General features: G+C 58.5%; 17 protein-coding genes. 6 read left to right on the top strand and 11 right to left on the bottom strand.

Features of this window, described 5'->3' with window-relative positions:
- Positions 1–56 precede the first annotated feature (56 nt).
- A complete protein-coding gene (locus ACYQ15_RS14770) occupies positions 57–536 on the top strand; it encodes a nucleoside deaminase (protein ID WP_459938271.1) in 480 nt (159 codons plus the stop codon).
- 236 nt (positions 537–772) lie between these two features.
- On the opposite strand, the gene ACYQ15_RS14765 is transcribed toward ACYQ15_RS14770, so the two are convergent.
- The 11 genes from ACYQ15_RS14765 to ACYQ15_RS14715 form a co-directional block, all read right to left on the bottom strand.
- Positions 773–2,227, bottom strand: a complete 1,455-nt coding sequence (locus ACYQ15_RS14765) for an NAD-dependent succinate-semialdehyde dehydrogenase (protein ID WP_459938270.1) — start codon at positions 2,225–2,227, stop codon at positions 773–775.
- Positions 2,228–2,805: 578 nt separating this feature from the next.
- Positions 2,806–3,966, bottom strand: a complete 1,161-nt coding sequence (locus tag ACYQ15_RS14760; RefSeq protein WP_459938269.1) for a UxaA family hydrolase — start codon at positions 3,964–3,966, stop codon at positions 2,806–2,808.
- Between the two features lie 3 nt (positions 3,967–3,969).
- The gene (locus ACYQ15_RS14755; RefSeq protein WP_459938268.1) at positions 3,970–4,254 is read right to left on the bottom strand and encodes a UxaA family hydrolase; all 285 of its coding nucleotides are present in this window, start codon (positions 4,252–4,254) and stop codon (positions 3,970–3,972) included.
- Between the two features lie 582 nt (positions 4,255–4,836).
- Positions 4,837–5,634, bottom strand: a complete 798-nt coding sequence (locus tag ACYQ15_RS14750; RefSeq protein ID WP_459938267.1) for a HesA/MoeB/ThiF family protein — start codon at positions 5,632–5,634, stop codon at positions 4,837–4,839.
- On the bottom strand, positions 5,631–6,914 hold the full coding sequence (larAH5, locus tag ACYQ15_RS14745) for a nickel-dependent malate racemase, LarAH5 family (RefSeq protein ID WP_459938266.1): 1,284 nt from the start codon (positions 6,912–6,914) through the stop codon (positions 5,631–5,633). Before larAH5 ends, ACYQ15_RS14750 begins: the two co-directional genes overlap by 4 nt.
- A gap of 4 nt (positions 6,915–6,918) precedes the next feature.
- Positions 6,919–7,194 carry a MoaD/ThiS family protein gene (locus tag ACYQ15_RS14740; protein WP_459938265.1) on the bottom strand — a complete coding sequence of 92 codons (276 nt, stop codon included), beginning with the start codon at positions 7,192–7,194 and terminating at the stop codon, positions 6,919–6,921.
- Between the two features lie 14 nt (positions 7,195–7,208).
- Positions 7,209–9,095, bottom strand: coding sequence for an aldehyde ferredoxin oxidoreductase family protein (locus ACYQ15_RS14735; RefSeq protein ID WP_459938264.1), 1,887 nt, complete (start codon positions 9,093–9,095; stop codon positions 7,209–7,211).
- Positions 9,096–9,144: 49 nt separating this feature from the next.
- Positions 9,145–10,455, bottom strand: a complete 1,311-nt coding sequence (locus tag ACYQ15_RS14730; RefSeq protein WP_459938263.1) for a TRAP transporter large permease — start codon at positions 10,453–10,455, stop codon at positions 9,145–9,147.
- 18 nt (positions 10,456–10,473) lie between these two features.
- Positions 10,474–10,980: a TRAP transporter small permease gene (locus ACYQ15_RS14725; RefSeq protein ID WP_459938262.1), complete on the bottom strand. Its 507-nt coding sequence runs from the start codon at positions 10,978–10,980 to the stop codon at positions 10,474–10,476.
- Positions 10,981–11,010: 30 nt separating this feature from the next.
- Entirely contained in the window at positions 11,011–12,009 is a 999-nt protein-coding gene (locus ACYQ15_RS14720; protein WP_459938261.1) for a TRAP transporter substrate-binding protein, read from the bottom strand.
- 152 nt (positions 12,010–12,161) lie between these two features.
- Positions 12,162–13,019, bottom strand: a complete 858-nt coding sequence (locus tag ACYQ15_RS14715; RefSeq protein WP_459938260.1) for an NAD(P)-dependent oxidoreductase — start codon at positions 13,017–13,019, stop codon at positions 12,162–12,164.
- A gap of 280 nt (positions 13,020–13,299) precedes the next feature.
- Between ACYQ15_RS14715 and ACYQ15_RS14710 the strand changes: the two genes are divergently transcribed.
- From ACYQ15_RS14710 to ACYQ15_RS14690, 5 genes are all read left to right on the top strand, one after another.
- A complete protein-coding gene (locus tag ACYQ15_RS14710) occupies positions 13,300–14,916 on the top strand; it encodes a sigma 54-interacting transcriptional regulator (protein WP_459938259.1) in 1,617 nt (538 codons plus the stop codon).
- A 346-nt stretch (positions 14,917–15,262) separates the two neighbouring features.
- Entirely contained in the window at positions 15,263–15,631 is a 369-nt protein-coding gene (locus tag ACYQ15_RS14705; RefSeq protein WP_459938258.1) for a response regulator, read from the top strand.
- A gap of 10 nt (positions 15,632–15,641) precedes the next feature.
- Positions 15,642–16,283, top strand: a complete 642-nt coding sequence (locus ACYQ15_RS14700; protein WP_459938257.1) for a chemotaxis protein CheX — start codon at positions 15,642–15,644, stop codon at positions 16,281–16,283.
- Positions 16,283–16,600 carry an Hpt domain-containing protein gene (locus tag ACYQ15_RS14695; protein WP_459938256.1) on the top strand — a complete coding sequence of 106 codons (318 nt, stop codon included), beginning with the start codon at positions 16,283–16,285 and terminating at the stop codon, positions 16,598–16,600. Before ACYQ15_RS14700 ends, ACYQ15_RS14695 begins: the two co-directional genes overlap by 1 nt.
- 23 nt (positions 16,601–16,623) lie before the next feature.
- Positions 16,624–17,769 (top strand): PAS domain-containing sensor histidine kinase, encoded by a 1,146-nt coding sequence (locus ACYQ15_RS14690; protein WP_459938255.1) that lies wholly within the window; start codon positions 16,624–16,626, stop codon positions 17,767–17,769.
- The last annotated feature ends 221 nt before the right edge of the window (positions 17,770–17,990 follow it).

The raw sequence follows: 17,990 nt of genomic DNA, 5'->3' as shown, positions 1-17,990 counted from the left end.
CGACCGTAATACATCCAGTAATGGCTTGATCGGTCTCCACATCACCAAGGATTTTCATGATCGAAGACCACACGGCTGAATACTTCATGCGCAAGGCGATCGCCCTTTCCCTGACAAGTGTAAAGCAAGGCGGCGGGCCTTTTGGGGCCATTGTTGTCAAGGGAGGGAAGGTTATTGCCGAAGCTTCAAACAGCGTCACGCGCGACAACGACCCCACAGCCCACGCCGAGGTCAACGCCATCCGGCAGGCCTGTCGTGAATTGAACACGTTTGACCTGTCAGGATGTATGATATTCACCACTTGTGAACCTTGCCCAATGTGCCTGGGTGCGATTTATTGGGCTCGCCTGGATTGTGTCTACTTTGGAAACAACAAGGAAGATGCCGCTGACATCGGATTCGATGATGCCTTCATATACCAGGAACTGGATACCCCTCTTGAAAAACGAAAATTGCCGATGATCCGGCTTTTGCCTCAAGAAGCCAGGGAAGCTTTCAAGGATTGGGAGTTGAAGGAAGACAAGGTCATGTACTGACACCGGTCTTTTAATTACTCTACCTCATTTGAAGAGAATTCGGTTAATATCCGTCTTATATTAGCAGCAAAAAACTCATAAAGGCAAAATCGCTGCTAGAGTGCTAACCTTTTTGCCAAAATAAAGCCAAAAGCTGTTCAGCGCAGGGCGCCTTTGCGTGAGAAGATGTTTTTGGTTAGGGCGTGGCCGCGTTTGATCCAAAATTTAAGTGAAGACCAGCGGCGGCTTCATCTCATCTAGGCGAGCCCGGCCATGCAAATGTACTTCAGCGTGGTGTAATCATCGAGTCCATAGTGTGAGCCTTCCCGGCCGAAACCACTTTCCTTGATTCCTCCGAAGGGCGCCTCACAGGTGGACATCAGGCTTTCATTGACTCCCACGAGACCGTATTCCAGAGCTTCGGAAACCCGCCAGGCTCGGCCCAGGTCGCGGGTGTAGACATATCCAGCAAGCCCGAATTCTGTGGCATTGGCCATGGCAATGGCTTCCTGTTCGGTGTGAAAGCGATACACCGGGGCGAGGGGACCGAAGGTCTCTTCCGTGCTCACAAGCATTTCGGTGGTGGCATCCGCGATGACCGTGGGCTCGAAATAATTCCCTCCCAAGGCATGCCGTCGGCCTCCCGTGACAAGGCGACCGCCTTTGGCCTGGGCATCCGCAATCTGGGTTTCCATGTGCAACACGGCCTTCTCATCGATCAGCGGCCCCTGGCTCACGCCTTCCTCCAGTCCGTCCCCAACCTTCAATCGGCCCACCTCTGCCGTGAATTTCTCCAGAAAGGCATCGTACACGCCGTCCTGGACCAGAAACCGGTTTGTGCAGACGCAGGTCTGTCCCGTGTTGCGATACTTGCTGCCCACCGCACCAGCCACGGCCAGGTCCAGATCCGCATCCTCAAAGACGATGAACGGCGCATTGCCACCCAACTCCAGGGAAACCTTCTTCACCGTTGCGGCGCACTGCTTGAGCAGTTCCTTGCCCACTTTTGTTGAGCCGGTGAAACTGAGCTTGCGGACCACCGGGCTTTGCGTCAGTTCCGCGCCAATTTCCCGGGATGAACCGGTCAGCACGTTGAAAATGCCCTTGGGGAAGCCCGCCTGATCGGCCAGTTCCGCCAGGGCCAGGGCCGAGAATGGGGTCTGGCTGGCCGGCTTGACGACCACCGGGCATCCTACGGCAAAGGCCGGGCCAGCCTTGCGGCAGATCATGGCCGTAGGAAAATTCCAGGGAGTGATGATCCCGACCACGCCCACCGGCTCCCGGGTGACCAAGATGCGCTTGTCCCTCCAGGGGGCGGGAATGATGCTTCCGTAGGCCCGCCGCCCTTCCTCGGCAAACCAGCGCAGAAAGCTCGCGCCGAATCCGATTTCCGCTCTGGCCTCGGCCAGAGGCTTGCCCTGCTCCAGGGTCATCAGGCGGGCCAGTTCCTCGCGCTCGGCCAGCATCAGATCGTGCAGGCGCAGGAGCAGCTCACCGCGCTCTAACGCGGTCATGGCCCGCCAAGCTGGCCAAGCTCGGGCAGCGGCATCAATGGCCCGAGCCGTCTCACTTCGGCCGCAGTTGGGTACAACACCAATCACTTCGGACGCGGCCGGGTTGATCACATCCAGGGTCTGTCCGGAATCGGCACTGATCCAATGACCCGCCACAAGGCAGGCATTTCGGGACAATATTCTCTTTGCAAGGCTCATCAGATTTCCCTCCATGACGAGGATTGAATGTCACCGCAACGTCGATGCGCCATCAGCAATGCTCCTTGCAGGTGCGTATGATCCGGCGGGCAAGGATGACTGTAGCATCATACATTGGCAGGGAGGAAGCAACAGGGACCAGACTTAATTTCGTACATGCGACAACCACGGCCTGCGCATCTTTACTTTTCAAACTGATCATGGCCACGTTCAGCACGGGGGCTGCCTAGTCCATAAGCCCGGGATTCGTAGACGCGACTCCCTTGCCCCCTCCCCCGACTCCGATGGACAGGGTGCTAGAGAAGTTTCTTCATTGCTCCTTTCCGCTGCGCTGTGGGGTGTTTCATATTGAGTTGGGCACATCCAATACGGCATACAGGCGCTGAAATTCACGCTCCACCCGCGGACCCAAAGCTCGGCAAGCTTCCACGTCTCCCCCGGTCGATCCGTACAACCAGACAAAGACAAGCCAAAATCCTGCCATTAGAGGGCCATTGGCAATGGGGTGAAGGACAAAAAAAACGGGGCGACGGTTCAACCCGCCGCCCCGTGCTGTTTTTGAGCCGGTTTGATGCTGGCTATGCGCTCTCGTACAACCGGGTGAAGATGAATTCCCGGTGCCCGAGGGCCTCGGCGGCGGTCAGGCGGCCGTTGGCCGTGCGCATGGTCATGTCCATGAGCATGTCTCCGGCCTGATCAAGGTTGATCTCCCGGCGCACCAGGCCGGACACGTCCACGTCGAAATGCTCGCTCATGGTCCGCAGGGTCCGGGGGTTGGCGCAGAGCTTGATCACCGGGAGGATGGGGTTGCCGATGATGTTGCCCTGGCCCGTGGGGAAGTGATGGACCACGAAGCCGGCGGCGGCGCACAGGGTGACCATTTCCGCGGCGGCGGAGGAGGAGTCCATGAACCACAGGCCCGGACCGGTGGGCGTTTCGGCCTTGTCCAGGCAGCCGACCACGGGGGCCTTTGTCCCGATCTTCTGGATGTTGCCCAGGGCCTTTTCCTCGATGGTGGTCAGGCCGCCCTCGATATTGCCCTTGGTGGGCTGGGAGTCGGACAGGTCGCTGGTCTTGTGGTCGTCCACCACCTTGGCGTAGCGGTCGAAGAAGAACTGGAACTGCTTGCGCACTTCGTCGTTGACGCAACGTTCCAGCACCAGATGCTCGCCGCCGGTCAGCTCCGTGGTTTCGCCGAAGAGCAGGGTCGCGCCCTGTTCGTAGAGCTTGTCGTAGGCGTTGCCCACGGTGGGATTGGTGGCAATGCCGGAAGTCGTGTCGGACTCGCCGCACTTTGTGGAGATCCACAGTTCCTTCACGTCGCACTCGGTGCGCTGAATTTCACTGGCCCACTGCACGTATTCCATGGCCTTGCGGGACGCGGCGCAGATGGTGTTGAAGTCGCCGTTCTGCTCGATGGCGAATCCGGTCACGGGCTTGCCGGTCTTTTTGATGCCTTCCACGACCCGGTTCGTCCACTGGGGCTCGATGCCGATAACCACCACCGCGGCCACGTTGGGGTTGGAACCTGTGCCGATCAGGGTCCGGAAATGCAGATCCAGGTCCTCGCCGAACTGCAATCTGCCGTAGGCGTGGGGCAGGGCGAAGGCGCCCTTGACGTTGTTGCCCACGGCCTCGCAGGCCGCGTTGGACAGGTCGTCCAGGGGCAGGATGATCACATGGTTGCGCACGCCCACCCGGCCGTTTTCACGACGATATCCGAGAAACTTTGTCTGCATGACTTACCACCTTTTGGTTTTGACGTTGTGAACGTGGAGATGCTCGCCTTTCTTGATGGGCGCGACGACTTTCCCGATGTCCGTGTTGTACTTGATGACCGTGTCGCCCGCGGCGAAATCCTTCAGGGCCAGCTTGTGGCCGATGGGAATATCATTGAGGACCGTTGTCTTGATGGTCTGGTCTTCCTTCATCACCCAGCCGGTAAGTTCCTGACCGGCCTTCACTCCCTCCACCACCACGACGCCCACGCCGTCCGCGGATTCGTGCACAAGAAAATCGATAGCCATGCTGGCCTCCTTCAAGTGGTTGAAACGTAATTACCGCGAGCAGGGTCCGCACCCTGCTCCCTTGCCGGCCACCCGGCTCAATCCTTCTCCATCAGGTTCCAAACAACTACTCGGCAAAGCCAAAGAAAGACCTGGATCACGTCAACAAGTCGGCCTTCGCCGGTATGTCCCACGCGGCAAGGCTTGCTTCGATTCGTCTTTCCGGCGAAAGCCGCTATCCGGTGCCGGTGCATGCCCATGCACCGAATGTGCTGAGTAGTCAGGGTTCCAACGCTTCACCTTCAGGGCGAAGCCGCGTCGCTTCGCGACGCCCTTGGTCAATGCCCGGGCCCAGGACTTGACCAAGGAAATTTGTAACTACTCAGCTGTGTTCCGGATTGTCTCGATTTTGCGGCCTCGCAACTCCTTCGCCGGCTTCCTAACATCGAACCATTGCTCGAATAAACATCACTCGGCGCTTCGGGCGTCCGGCAATGGTTCGATGAACGAGTCCTGGCTCAGTCAAACAAGCGATGCCGCAAAATCGAGACAATCCGGAACACTCCAGTCTTATCCTGAAAGTGCTGAATAGTTACGGAAATTTTAACTGTCCCGCGTATGCAGACTGACCGTTGAGAAACGCATCTCGACCAGGTCGGCCATCAACAGGTTGCCGCGCAACGCCGAGGGAATCCCAAGCAGGATATGAATCAGTTCCGTGGCTTGCAGGGACGCGGCCAGGGCCACCGTGGAGCAGGGATTGCCCTGAAGCTGCTCCGCGGAGGGCACTGTTCCGTTGCCCATGAATTCACCCAGTCCCGGCTCCCCGGGCCACGTGCTGCCCACCAGCACGTTCCAGCCGGACACCGCCGCGGATACCAGGGGAATCCCGGCCTGAGCCGCCATGGCCTGCAGACCGGAACGATGTAACGCCCCTCCCAGGCAGTCGGCCACGGCCTGCGCACCATACAGCCGGTCCAGGCTCACTTCCTCGGCCACGGCCTGAACCTCGACCAGGGGGTTGACCTCTCCGGCCCGGGCCTGGGCCGCCTGAGCCTTGAACCGGCCCATGGTCCGCGTGGTGGCCAAAAGCTGACGATTGGCGTTGCTTGGTTCAAAGACGTCCGGATCGATGGCCGTGATCCGGCCCACTCCACTCCTGACAAGGGATTCCAGAACATGACCGCCCAGTCCGCCGCACCCAACCAAGGCCACGTGCGCCCGGACCAAGGCGGCCTGATCCGAAGGACTCAGGCATTGACCGTTGCGCTGGTAGCGCTGGGGCATTTCCCCCTGCTCCAGAGCGAGCAGCACTTCCTGGCGGATCGTCCGCCCGGAAGCCCGGGCCCGCTCCAGAATTGCGCTGTCCGTGAGCTGGTTCTGCTTGTCGGCCTGCGTCACTGTTTTTCACTCCCCACTGCCGTGGACCGATAAAAAAAGGTGGTGTTGGCGTTGGGCACCACGGCAATGCGCGGAAAACGGCCCTCCGGGTACATTGCCAGCCAGCCGTCCAGCGTGGCTTGCGCCTCGCCTTTGGTCAGGTGACACTTGGCCAATGTCGGGGCGTCCATCTCCGAATCCACCACCACGGTGAAACGGCTCAGGGTGCGGCTGAACAAGAACGCCTTGTGCGCGCCCATCCGGAACCCCTGTTCCGCGAACTCGCGCATCTGGTCTTCCGGGCAGGAAAATTGGCAGACATATTGTTCGTAACACGAATCACCAACACCTTGACTGCAGGCGGCCAGAAGCAGAATCCTCCCGCCTTCCTCCGCGCACTGGGAAGCCATGTTCAGCCCCTTCTGGGCCTGATACAGACAGATATCCTTGGGATCCCCGCCGCAGGAGGCAATGACGATCTCAAAGGGCCGATCCAGGGGCAGGCCGTAAACCTGTTCCGTGACCGCGGCTCCAACCCGCAGCGCGGCCTCGGGCTCGCCCACGAACAGACCCACGGCCTGCTTGGCCGGGTTCAGGCAGACGTTCACGGCCAGGTCGATCCCGATCATCCGCCCGGCCTCGTTCAGGTCCAGCCGGGTAGGGTTGTCCGCGATGTTCCCGACCCGGGACGCGGGATCGGCCATCAGGGAGTGGTTGCGCTCGATCATGGCCTTGGAGGCGCAACCGATGGTGATGCCCTTGGAGCCGCCGGTCATGCCCTGGAACTGGTGCGGATCGACCATGCCCACCACGATCTTCAGGTCTGCCTCGCCCACGGCCGCATTGATCTCCACCGGCGTTCCCCGGGACGTGGTTCCGAAGGAGGTCATGGGCGAAGTCAATGCGTCATGGGCCACCACGGCGCAGCCGTGCAGCTCCTCCGGCAGGATGCGGGCCATCTGGGCCGCGTCCGGTGCCGGATGCAGCCCTCCGCCTACCACTATGGACACGTTCTCCGGGCTCAGCTTCGGCCAGGACCGGAAAATGCGCTTGAGCAAGACCGGAAGCAGCCGCTTCAACGGTGCGGGCCGAGTCTCATCCGGAACGGCGATGGCCACCTTGGCCGGCATGGGCCGCTGTTCCAGGGGCAGGGCGTCCAAGGGAGCGTCCAGGGCCGTATGCAGGGCCACCGGAAGATCGCCGACCACCGGCAGGCTCCGGGGCGTCATCACCACCACCTCGGCCTGGTCAGGCAGCCGAAGCGTTCTGGTTCCTTTTCCGTACTTGAGCTGAATGTCCATGATCTCATCCGCCGCAAATATATGGACAAAGCGATATGGAGGCCTTGTCCGGAAGTCTGGTCTGCAGTGTGGCCATATGACCATTGACAAAGGCGAACATCACCTGATCCTCGCGCAGCCCCAGTCCGCGGATCAGCTCCGCCAGGGTGCAGCCCTCAGGTATCGGAAACGCTTCCGGATTCGCCGGGGCATGCTCCGCCAGAATCGACTCCAGCCGCACCCTGACCGTCAACTCCGCCTTCCCAGATTGCCCTGCTCCCTGTTCATTATAGCCCGTCATTCCCTGACCTGCCTTCAAGCCTCTGTCCTCTGCCTGCTGCCTTCCGCCAGCCAATCCAAATGCAGCCTGTACAACGCCCCTTTGCCCGGAACACCGCTCTCATCCCAGCCCATCATGGCATAGTACATGTCCAGGGCCTGCTGAAAGGATTCAGGATCGATGGTTTGTCCCTTGAGCACCCCTTCGGGCAGCGGTTCGAACAATCTTCGGAAAAGCTTATCGTCCTTGCTGGACATGCCCTCGCGAACGTTGAACATCCGGCCCAGGACAATGGAACGCTCTCCGGCCAGAAGCAGCTCATGCAGGCTTGTCGACCATCCGGTGATCGCCTCCACTGCCGCGCAGAGCTTGTCGTAGGTCATGGAGAACAATGGGGCGACCACGAAGTTGCACAGACCAAGCGTGTTGTTCATGGCCCAGGTCTTTTCTCCGGCAATGAAGTAACGAACCTTGTCCGGCCCGTTGTCCAGTGCCTGGGGCGCGACGAAGATGCCCAGCGGGTTGATCAGCTTCACTCCCTCGCCCTGAAAGGGCACCTCGTGAGGAGCCTCGACATGGTCCGCGCCAGTGGGGGAAAGGGCAAATCCCAACCCGACGCCGGTCTTGCCCCGTGGGTCATGAAAAGCCGGTTCCTGCCCCTTGACGTGAAATGCATATTCCTCCGCTCCATTGCCGATGCGCTGGGCCGCGCGCTTCACGCCTTCGGCCAAAATATCGCCAATGCCGTCGCGTGCCGCGATTTTCTCCACCAGCTCCAACATGCCTTGGCCATCGCCAAAAGTGATCGCCCGGCCGCCAATCTCTTCGGAGGAGAGAATGCCCTTTTCCACAAGTTCCATGGCAAAGGCCACCACCGCGCCCGTGCCGACGGTGTCCAGCCCAAGGGCGTTGCAGCGTTCATGGCCCTTGGAAACCGCGTCCAGGTCTCCCACGCCGCACATGGAGCCCAGAGCGGCAAGCGTTTCATATTCCGGCCCTCCGTAGCGCCTTTCCTGGGTGTTGTTCACCCTGCGCTTGCAGGCCACGGAACATTTGTAGCAGGTATGCGTGCCGTCCTGGACCTTTTCGTAGCCGTCCCAACCCAGTTTCGGCGCGTCCTCGAACTGGCAGTCCTTCCAGTTGCGGGTGGGCAGAATGCCGGAATTCTGCTGGGCCATGAGGTGCTGAACCGTACCGAACTTGCGCATGTTCACCGAGGGCATGTGCTCGCCGATGCGCGCCCGATGCCACTTGTTCAGCTCCTTGAGTGCCGCCGGATCTGCATATGTAACGCTTTCCGCATTCCCGCGGGCCACAATGGCCTTCAGATTCTTGGAACCCATCACCGCGCCCATGCCGCAACGGCCATTGGCATGGGCCAGCTCGTTGATCACGCAGGCCAGACGGACCATTTTTTCGCCTGCCGGCCCGATGGAAGCGATGCGGACCTTTTTGTCGCCCAACTCCTCGCGGATGGCGTCCAGGGCCGGGGCATTTTCCAGACCCCAAATCCCGGCGGCGTCGCGCAGTTCCACCTGTCCCTTGTTGATCCACAGATAGACCGGCTTGGGGGCCTTGCCGGTGAAGACCACGGCGTCGAATCCTGCATGCTTCAGCTCTGGTCCGAAATATCCCGCGGCCTCGGATTCCCCGAATCCATGAGTCAGCGGATTCATGGCCGCCACGGTGTAGCGGTTGAAACCCGACAGCCCCGAGCCGCAGAGTACCGATGCGGCGAAAACCAGGACGTTGTCCGGCCCCAGGGGATCGGCCTTGGTCGGAATGTGCTTGAGCATGTACCAGGAGGCCAGGGCCCCGCCGCCCCAGTAGGTGCGGTACCAGGCCTCGTCATGCTCATCCACGGACCAGGTTTGATTGGTCAGATCCACCACGAGAATTTTTCCATTGTAACCAAACGGCATGTGCGGAACTCCTTGAGTGTTGTTTTTCTTCCCGGCTCATCGTGAAGTGCTACCTGACAATGTACCCCAGGAAGATTTCTGGCAGGATTGTGGAAATCTTTGGAACAAAAGTGATCAACAGAATACAGGCGAACAGGGCCACCAGGTACGGCAGGACGCCGATGGCGATCCGTTCCACTGAAACATTGGCTATTCGTGAGGCCACGAAGAGGTTCACGCCAAGCGGCGGCGTGGACAGAGCCACCTGGTTGGTGAGCACGAGAACCACCCCAAAATGGATCGGATCGATGCCCAGCATGTGGATCATGGGCATGAACACCGGCACGAGAATGATGATCGTGGACAGGGTCTCCATGAACATGCCCAGAACGACCAGCACGCCGATGATCATCAGCAGGACCACGTAAGGATCCTCGGAAATGCCCATGACCAGGGCCGCCAGACGTTGCGGGGCTTCCTCGAAGGTCAGGATGCGGCCGAACAGGGTGGAGGTGCCCACGATGAGCAGCACCGCTCCGCAGATCAGGGAGCCTTCCAACAGCGATCTGTAGACCGCGGAAAACGTCAGGGCGCGGTTGATCACGAACCCGACGAACAGGGCCCAGGCAATGGCCAGGACCGATGCTTCCACGGGCGTGGCCAGGCCGGTGTAGATGGAACCCAGGATGATTACCGGCGTGATCAGGGAGAAAAAGCTTTTCAGGCAGCAGCGCAGGAAATTGCCCAGGCAGAAAGGCTCGATTTCTTCACTGGCCCCGAACCCTTTTTGACGGGCCACCAGCCAGGCGGTCATGCACATGGAGAAGCCGACTATGAAACCGGGCAGAAATCCGGCGGTGAACATGGCCGTGACCGAGACGTTGCCCAGGATGGCGTAGATGATCATCGGGTTGCTCGGCGGTATCAGCAGGCCGATGGTCCCTCCGGAAGAGGCCACGGATGCGGCGTAATCCTTGCTGTAGCCGGTGCGGATCATGGCCGGAACCAGGATGGTGCCCACCGCGGCCACGGTGCCCGGTCCGGAACCGGAGATGGCCGCGAAAAACGTACAGGCCAGGATGGTGGTCACGCCTAGGCCGCCGTGCATTCGCCCCACCAGCTGCTTGACCACGTTCACGATCTGGTTGGTGATGTTGCCGTACTCCATCAGTGTTCCGGCGATGACGAAGCACGGAATTGCCAGCAGGGGAAAGATGTTCAGGCCGTCGAAAATGGAGTTGTGGATTACGGACATGGGCAAATAGCCACCGTAAATCAGGGCTACGGCCGAGGCCACGGCCAGGCTCATGAACACGGGCATGCCCAGCAGGAACAAGGCCCCCAGGGACAGAAGCACCATTGCCAGGACACTGATTTCCATCTCGCTTCCTCCCTGATCCTATTGAACCTGTTCTACCAGCGTCAGGAGCGTCCCCCGCCGCCAATGGTTGAGATATCCCTCGATGATCCGCCAGCTCATCAGGACGAAACCGAAGGGAATGATCATTTCCACGTAGGCTCGGACAATCCCCAGGACCGGAGAGAGTTCCGGAAAGAGGAGGTTGCCCTGGATCACGGTCCAGCTCAGCCAGGCAATATAGAGATTGAAGCAGACCCAGAGCAGGTCCGTGAACATTCGAAAAGCCAATCGGACCTTCAGAGGCATGAGCAGATATTGGGCCGTTATGCGCACATGGGTGCCATGCTTGGCCACCAGGGCCGCGCCCACGAACACCGTCCACAAAAAGGAATACCGGCTCAGCTCTTCGGTCCAGGCCATGCCGGACCCGGTGGCCCAGCGCACCCCGACCTGGATCATCAGACAGGCGACCATGGTCCCAACGCTCAGGGCGCAGAACACTTCCTCGAAATTGTCGTAGACAAACCGTAGGCTTTTCAGAAACATGATCGCCTGCCTCCTTGTTCAGTTTTCCGGCTAGTTGGCCATGATCGCCAGGGCTTCGTTGATCACTGCCTCGCCGCCCACCTGGTCATGGAACTTGGGCCACAGGCCGCGGGCGCGCTCCATCCATACTTCCTCGTCCTCCAGCTCATGAAATTCCATGCCGTTGTCCAGGCACTCCTGCAACGCGAGCTGGTCCTGTTCCGCGGCCCACTCCCATTCGTACCGAGCGGCTTCCGCGGCAGCCTTGACCAGCAGATCCTTCACGGGCTGATCCAGACGCTGGAACCAGGGCTCGCTGACCAGCATCGGGCCGACCCAGAGCAGATAGTGCAGTTGGGTGATGTACTTCTGAACTTCCCAGAACTTCTGGTCACGGTTTACTGCATGGGGGTTTTCCTGGCCGTCGATGACCCCCTGCTGCAGGGCGTTGAAGGTCTCAGTCCAGGCCAGGGGATGCGGCTCCACTCCCCAGGAACGGAAGCTCTCCATCTGGATGGCCACCGGGGGAGTGCGGATTTTCAACCCCTGGAGGTGTTCGATCCTGGTCACGGGTCGCACAGAGTTGGTCAGGTGCCGATACCCGCCGATCAACCAGGACAAAGGCCTGCCGCCGCTCTGTTGGGCGATGGTGTCGGCCATCCTGGCGTTGAAGGCCTCGTCGCTGAGCAAGGTGTAGGCCGTGTCGATGCCCGGAAACATGTAGGGCAGGTAGTAGATGTTGGCCTGGGGCGAGAAAGGCGTCAGGTTGCCCACGGCCAGCACGGCCAGATGGATTTCCTGAGTGCGCAGCTGCCGGACGTTGGCCTGCTCGTCGCCCATGGAACCGCCGTAGAAGGTTTGGACGCGGATCTTGCCGTCGGATTCAGCCTCGACGATCTCCTTGAACTTGTTGATGGCCGTCACGTGCAGGCTGCCTTCCGGATTGGCCGTGGCCGCCCGGATGGTCATGCTCGGGTATTCGGCCGCAAACGCCGGAATGGCGCTCAACAGCAGGGCCAGAGACATAACGGACAACAGAACTCGTTTCATTTCGTTGCTCCTTGTTTGGGGTTGCTATCACACCGGCCCGAAACGGCCCGCGCCGAATCGGTTTGTGACCATTATTTGGAATGACCTCGGACCATGCGGGCCGGCTCGCGAATTCACACCCCTCAATCATCTGCCCGCACATTCCCACCTTGCTACTCAATAGCCTTGATAACCGCGTTGCAGTCCTCCTTGCCATATCCGGCGGCACTGGCCTGTTTGTAGTACTCCAGGCCCGATTCCATGACCTTCAGGTTCTGATCCCAAGCCCGAGCCATTTCCAGTCCAAGACGGACGTCCTTCAGGGCCAGGTCCAGGCCGAATCGTGGAGCGTAATCGTCATTGGCGATCCAGGGACCTCTGACGTCCATCTGAAAACTGCGCGCCCCGGTATCCGTGAGCAGTTCCAGCAACAGCTTGCGATCCAGTCCGGCCTTGTCTCCAACGCGGATGCCCTCTGCCAGGACCGCCAGATTGGTCATCCCGATCATGTTGGAAATCAGCTTCACGGCGCAGGCCGCGTCAACGGACCCGACATAATTCGGGATGCCGATGATCTTGAAAATGTCGCCGAGCTTGTCCACCAGGGCTTTGTTCCCGCCGATGAACATGGGTTCTTCGGCCTTTTCGGCATGGGCCGGAGTCTTGCCCAGAGTACATTGAATGTAGCCCAGTCCCTGCTTCTCGGCCGCGTCCTTCAGTTCATTGGCCGTGCCGGGATCAATGGTGGACAATTCGATGTGCGTGGCCCCTTTTTTCATCTTGGCGTACAAGCCGTCCTCTCCAAGCATCGCCCCGGCGACGTGTTGGGGCAGGGGCAGGCTGGAGAAAATCACGTCACAAACGCTCAAATCTGAAATATCCATGGCGGCCTTGCCGCTGTTTCCCGCGTCCAGGGTCCGTTGAACGGCCTCGGCGCTCAGGTCGTACACCAAGACGTCCTTGCCGGCCCGAATCAGGTTCCTGGCCAAGGGCCCTCCCATAAGTCCGGCACCGATGAATCCGATCTGCATGACAGTCTCCTTTTGAAGGATGATTATTTTTTATGTCGTAGTACTGAACGTCGATCACCCACGTAACCTGCATTCAAATAACATTAAGAGCAAAGACCATTCCAAGATGAACCTTTTTGTAACACTTACTACAACACATCGACATTATTACACATAAATGCTTGCCACACCAATGATCTCTCGCTGCCGTCTGTCCATATATGGACAATATCGCCAAATTATGGGTAGACATGGGCACCGATTCAGAATGATCCGCCATGTCGCAAAAAAAGAGGCCTCCATGCAGAAAAGCAAAGCCCAGCGTCTCGTTGTTTCCCACGTCTTGAGTAAGGAACTGGTCATGGAACTTTCCCGGACCACGTCCCGATCGACCTTTTTCCAATCTCTCTCGCGACTGCTCCAGCAGCAGTTCAGCTTCGACCGCCTGTGCATCAATCTTTATGACCCCAACAGCGAGATGCTCAGTTATTTTTCCACGGCCGAGGGCACTGTGGTCAACTCCCTGTCTCCGGTGCGCAAGGCCGAGAAGAGCACCGTAGCCGGGCACGTGATTGCCACGCGCAAGCCGGTGGTGATCACGGACATTGCCCAGCATTTCGCTGAATCCACGCTCCATCCCATGGCCGAGGCCGGACTGACCACGACCATGGCCTTTCCTCTGGTGCTCAATGACGAGATCCTCGGCACCCTTCATTGTTCGTTCGTCCGCAAGCCCGACAATCTCTACTCCGTCATGGAGCTGTTTCTGGAACTCTGCCCCTATGTGGCGGTCTGCCTGGGAGCTCTGCTGGCCCTGGAGCATCTGGAACAAGGCGGAGCCGCAAACCCCTTGCACCTGTCCTGTCCCCTGCCCGAGGCCAGCGAGACGTTCATTTTCGAGAGCAAAAGGATGCGAAGGTTCATGGCCATGGCCGGCAAGGTGGCTTCCCTGGATATTCCGGTCCTGCTTCTGGGCGAGACCGGGACGGGAAAAACCCTCTTGGCCCAGTACATCCATACGGCCGGTCGGCGCAAAAACCAGAATTTCGTCCGGGTCAACTGCCCGGCTCTGGCTTCCAGCCTCTTTGAAAGTGAACTTTTCGGGCACGCCAAAGGCGCCTTCACCGGCGCGTCCACAAAACGGGTCGGCAGGATCGAACTGGCCCACCAGGGGACGCTGTTTCTGGATGAGATCGCGGAATTGAGCCAGGAGATGCAGAGCAAATTGCTGCATGTGCTGGAGAACCTATGTTTCGAGCGGGTCGGGGAGAGTGTCTCGCTGAACGTGAATGCGCGGCTGGTGGCGGCGACCAACGTGGACACGGCCCAGGCCATCAAACAGGGGAAGCTGCGCCAGGACTTCTACTACCGGCTTTCCACGTGCACGCTGGAACTCCCTCCGCTCCGGGAACGGCGCGAGGACATACCGGTCTTGACCAACTACTTCATCAATCAGATCTGCGCCCAGCACGGGCTGCCCAGGATGCTCCTGACGTCTGCGGCCAAGGATCAGTTGCTCGACCATCACTGGCCGGGCAATATCCGTGAACTGCGCAACGTGTTGAGCAAGATGCTGCTTAGGAACTGCATAGCCGGAGAACTCGCCGCCGGCGATATTTGCGAAATCCTGAATCAGGATGGCGAGGCTCCCTTGCCGGTCGGTGTGTCAGCCGGTTCCAGCGAAGCCGATGCCAACGGCGCACTCCCCTTGCAAAGACCGGAGCCCGGCGGCGCTGCAGCGAACGGTTCGGCACGACTGGAAGACATGGAACGCCGACATATCCTGGACACTCTGCGCCGGACGCGGGGCGTTGTCTCCGGGCCCAAGGGCGCAGCGGCCCTGCTCGGCCTGCCCCGTTCGACTCTCCAGCACCGAATGCGCAAGCTGAGGATTGATTGGAAGAAAGAAATACATTGAAGTTATGGAGCGTTCAATTTACGTCGTTTCGTATTGACAACCAGTGCGCAGATGCGAAGCATATGGCCTCCCCTATGCAACAGTTCCGGCCCACTCACCAAAGCAAGAACAATAACCAGCCAAACCCGCTGCAACATGATCAGGCTTCTTTTGCTTTCCGGGCATGACTGATATGAAGGCTTCCGGATTTGGCTGAATGATGCAGACTGGCTCGCCGGTGAGAGGGCTTTATTCACTGACAGGTCCGCGAGTTCCATTGCGCAAAGACATACGTTACAGGTTGTTTCAGTTTGCCGGAGTCGGAGAGGATCATACAATTTTTACCAAAACACATTATGGAGGCCCAATGCCCAAAGTCATGGTTGCGGATGATTCTATGTTTCAGCGATTCACTCTGGTGAAGATGCTCAAAAACCTGGAGTATGAAGTCATCGAGGCCAAAGATGGTCAGGAATGTCTGGATTCCATCGCCCGGGAAACGCCGGACGCCCTGCTTTTGGATCTGAACATGCCGATTCGTAACGGTTTTGAAGTCCTGGAAACCCTCCAGTCCCAAGGCGCTGACTTTCCGATCCTCGTCATTTCCGCTGACATCCAGGAGAGTTCCCGGCAGCGGTGCCTGGACCTGGGGGCAAAGGCCGTTCTCAGTAAGCCGGTCTTGGAACAAACCCTGGCCCGGACCCTTGCCGAACTGACCGGTCCGTCTTCCAGCTAGGCGGTGCATCATGAATGATCTTTCCCCTCTCCAGCTCGACGTCCTCCAGGAACTGATCAATATCGGCGTGGGACATGCCGCTTCCACGCTGAACCAGATGAGTGGTCGGCACGTCCATCTGCATACCCCTGAAGTCAGATCCAGTACGGTCGAGGAGTTGTTGTCCGAACCGATTCTCGACCTGAAACGCCAGGTCATGGCCATCAAGCTGGACTTCGGCGGCAGATTTTCCGGCATGGCGACCCTGATGTTCCCACCGGAAAGCGCGAACAAGCTGATCTCCATCATCCTGGGCGAAGAGCCCGTGTCCGAAGACATGGACATGATGCGCATGGGCGTCCTGCAGGAGGTGGGCAACATCGTGCTCAACGGAGTAATGGGGTCCATCGGCAACCTGCTGTCCGAGCATATCGAATACCTACCGCCGGACTACTATCAGACAAGCATCAACGACCTGCTGCTCAGCGACAGTGAGCGGAACTACATGCTGCTGTTGGCCAGGACCAACTTCTATCTTGATGAGCGACTTATCCAGGGCGACATCCTGGTTTTGTTCAAGCTGCAAGCCTTTGATCATCTTCTGGATGCCGTGGACGCATTGATGGCCAGGCAGGGTATGACGTCAACCAGTGTACAGGCGGAGGCCTCGTAGTGAGCGATGATTTGGAATTGCTGAACGTTTTTCGCTACAGTAGCCAGGAGCACCTGGACGCCATGGAGTCCTTCGTATTGGACATGGAACACAGCAACGGCGATATGGACCTGGTTGATGCGATCTTTCGCCTGGCGCACACCCTCAAGGGGGATGCCAGGACGTATGGTCGGAAGGACATCGAATCCATGGCCCATGAAATGGAAAACACCCTTTCGGAGATCCGTACGGGACAACTCGAGGCAGATAAAAGCATCAGTGTGCTGCTCCGCCATATCGACCGGATCAGGTCCGTCATTGACCACCTGAACAGTTGAATACCCTCTTGCACAGGAACCCCATGCATACCGCTCTGGCTGACGTCACAAGCGAAAACCTCTGGATACTCGACCACATGCCCCTGGGGGCAATGGTCCTGGACAACGAATATCGGGTCTTTTTCTGGAACAAATGCCTTGAGTATTGGACAGGCGTACCTGAACATCAGATCAGAGGACAAGATGTCCGCGAGTACTATCCGCAGTTTTCGGAAAAACGATTTGCCACGCGCATCCAGTCCATATTCCAAGGCGGACCGCCGGTCATTTTTTCCTCGCATATCCACAAGTACATTATTCCGGCCAAGCTGCCGGACAATTCCATGCGCCTCCAGCATGTCACCGTCACCCGCCTGCCGCAAAAAAACGGCAACTTTCTGGCCATGTTCACGCTTCAAGACGTCACGGAAGCAAATTTACGCCTGCTTCAGCGCAAGCGGGCCGAGAGGGAAATCAGAAAAATCAATCAGCAGCTAGAACAGGTTAATGCCGAAAAAGACAGACTTTTCGCGATCATTGCGCATGACCTGAAGTCGCCCATGTCCGGTCTCCTGACTTCAACAAAGATTCTTGCTGAGCAACCTGAATTATTGTCTCCACAGAATCAACACGCTCTCTTAAAAGAACTGCACAAAAGCGTGAAGAATACCTTCGCGCTTCTGGAAGACCTGCTGCAATGGGCGCGCATGAGTCAGGGAGGCATGGACTTTGAGCAAAAGCCATGCCGCCTGGATGAACTTATCAGCATGAGCCTTGCCTCGCCCAAGGACGAGGCGAGACGCAAGGAGATCACCATCCGGCTGGACCTTGCCCAGGGCCTGACTGTTCTCATCGATCAACCCATGATCAAGACCGTGTTCCGCAATATCATCTCCAACGCGATCAAGTTCACTCCTCGCGGGGGCGAGATCGTCATCACGGCCCGTCAGGATGGTCCATCAATCACCATGGCGATTCAAGACAACGGAATAAGCATGGACGAGCAGACCCTGGCCACCATTTTTTCCATTCAGAACACAAAGAGGCGTTTGGGCACGGAAGGAGAGAAAGGCACTGGACTGGGAATGGTCCTTTGCAGGCAGTTCATCGAGCGGCATGGGGGGCGGATTTGGCTGGAAAGCGCTCCGGAACAGGGTACAACTGTATTTTTTACCCTCCCAACAGCATAATTCATCTCCATGACGTAAAGTCATCCGACCGGTTTCGCTGCAATCACGGACATGCTGTTACCGCGCATGACCGGTAGCGAACGATCAGCCTCATTAGACAGGTCAAGGCGCGTAGTATATTCTGATATACTCCCAGGGTGCTTTTCGCACGTTTCCCTGAAACTTTTCGGGTTATCAACCAACAGACAAAGGGAGCCAACTGCACACATGAGAAGAATACA

This window comes from Desulfonatronum parangueonense, from assembly GCF_054656975.1.
This window is presented reverse-complemented; position numbering and strand designations above follow the sequence as displayed.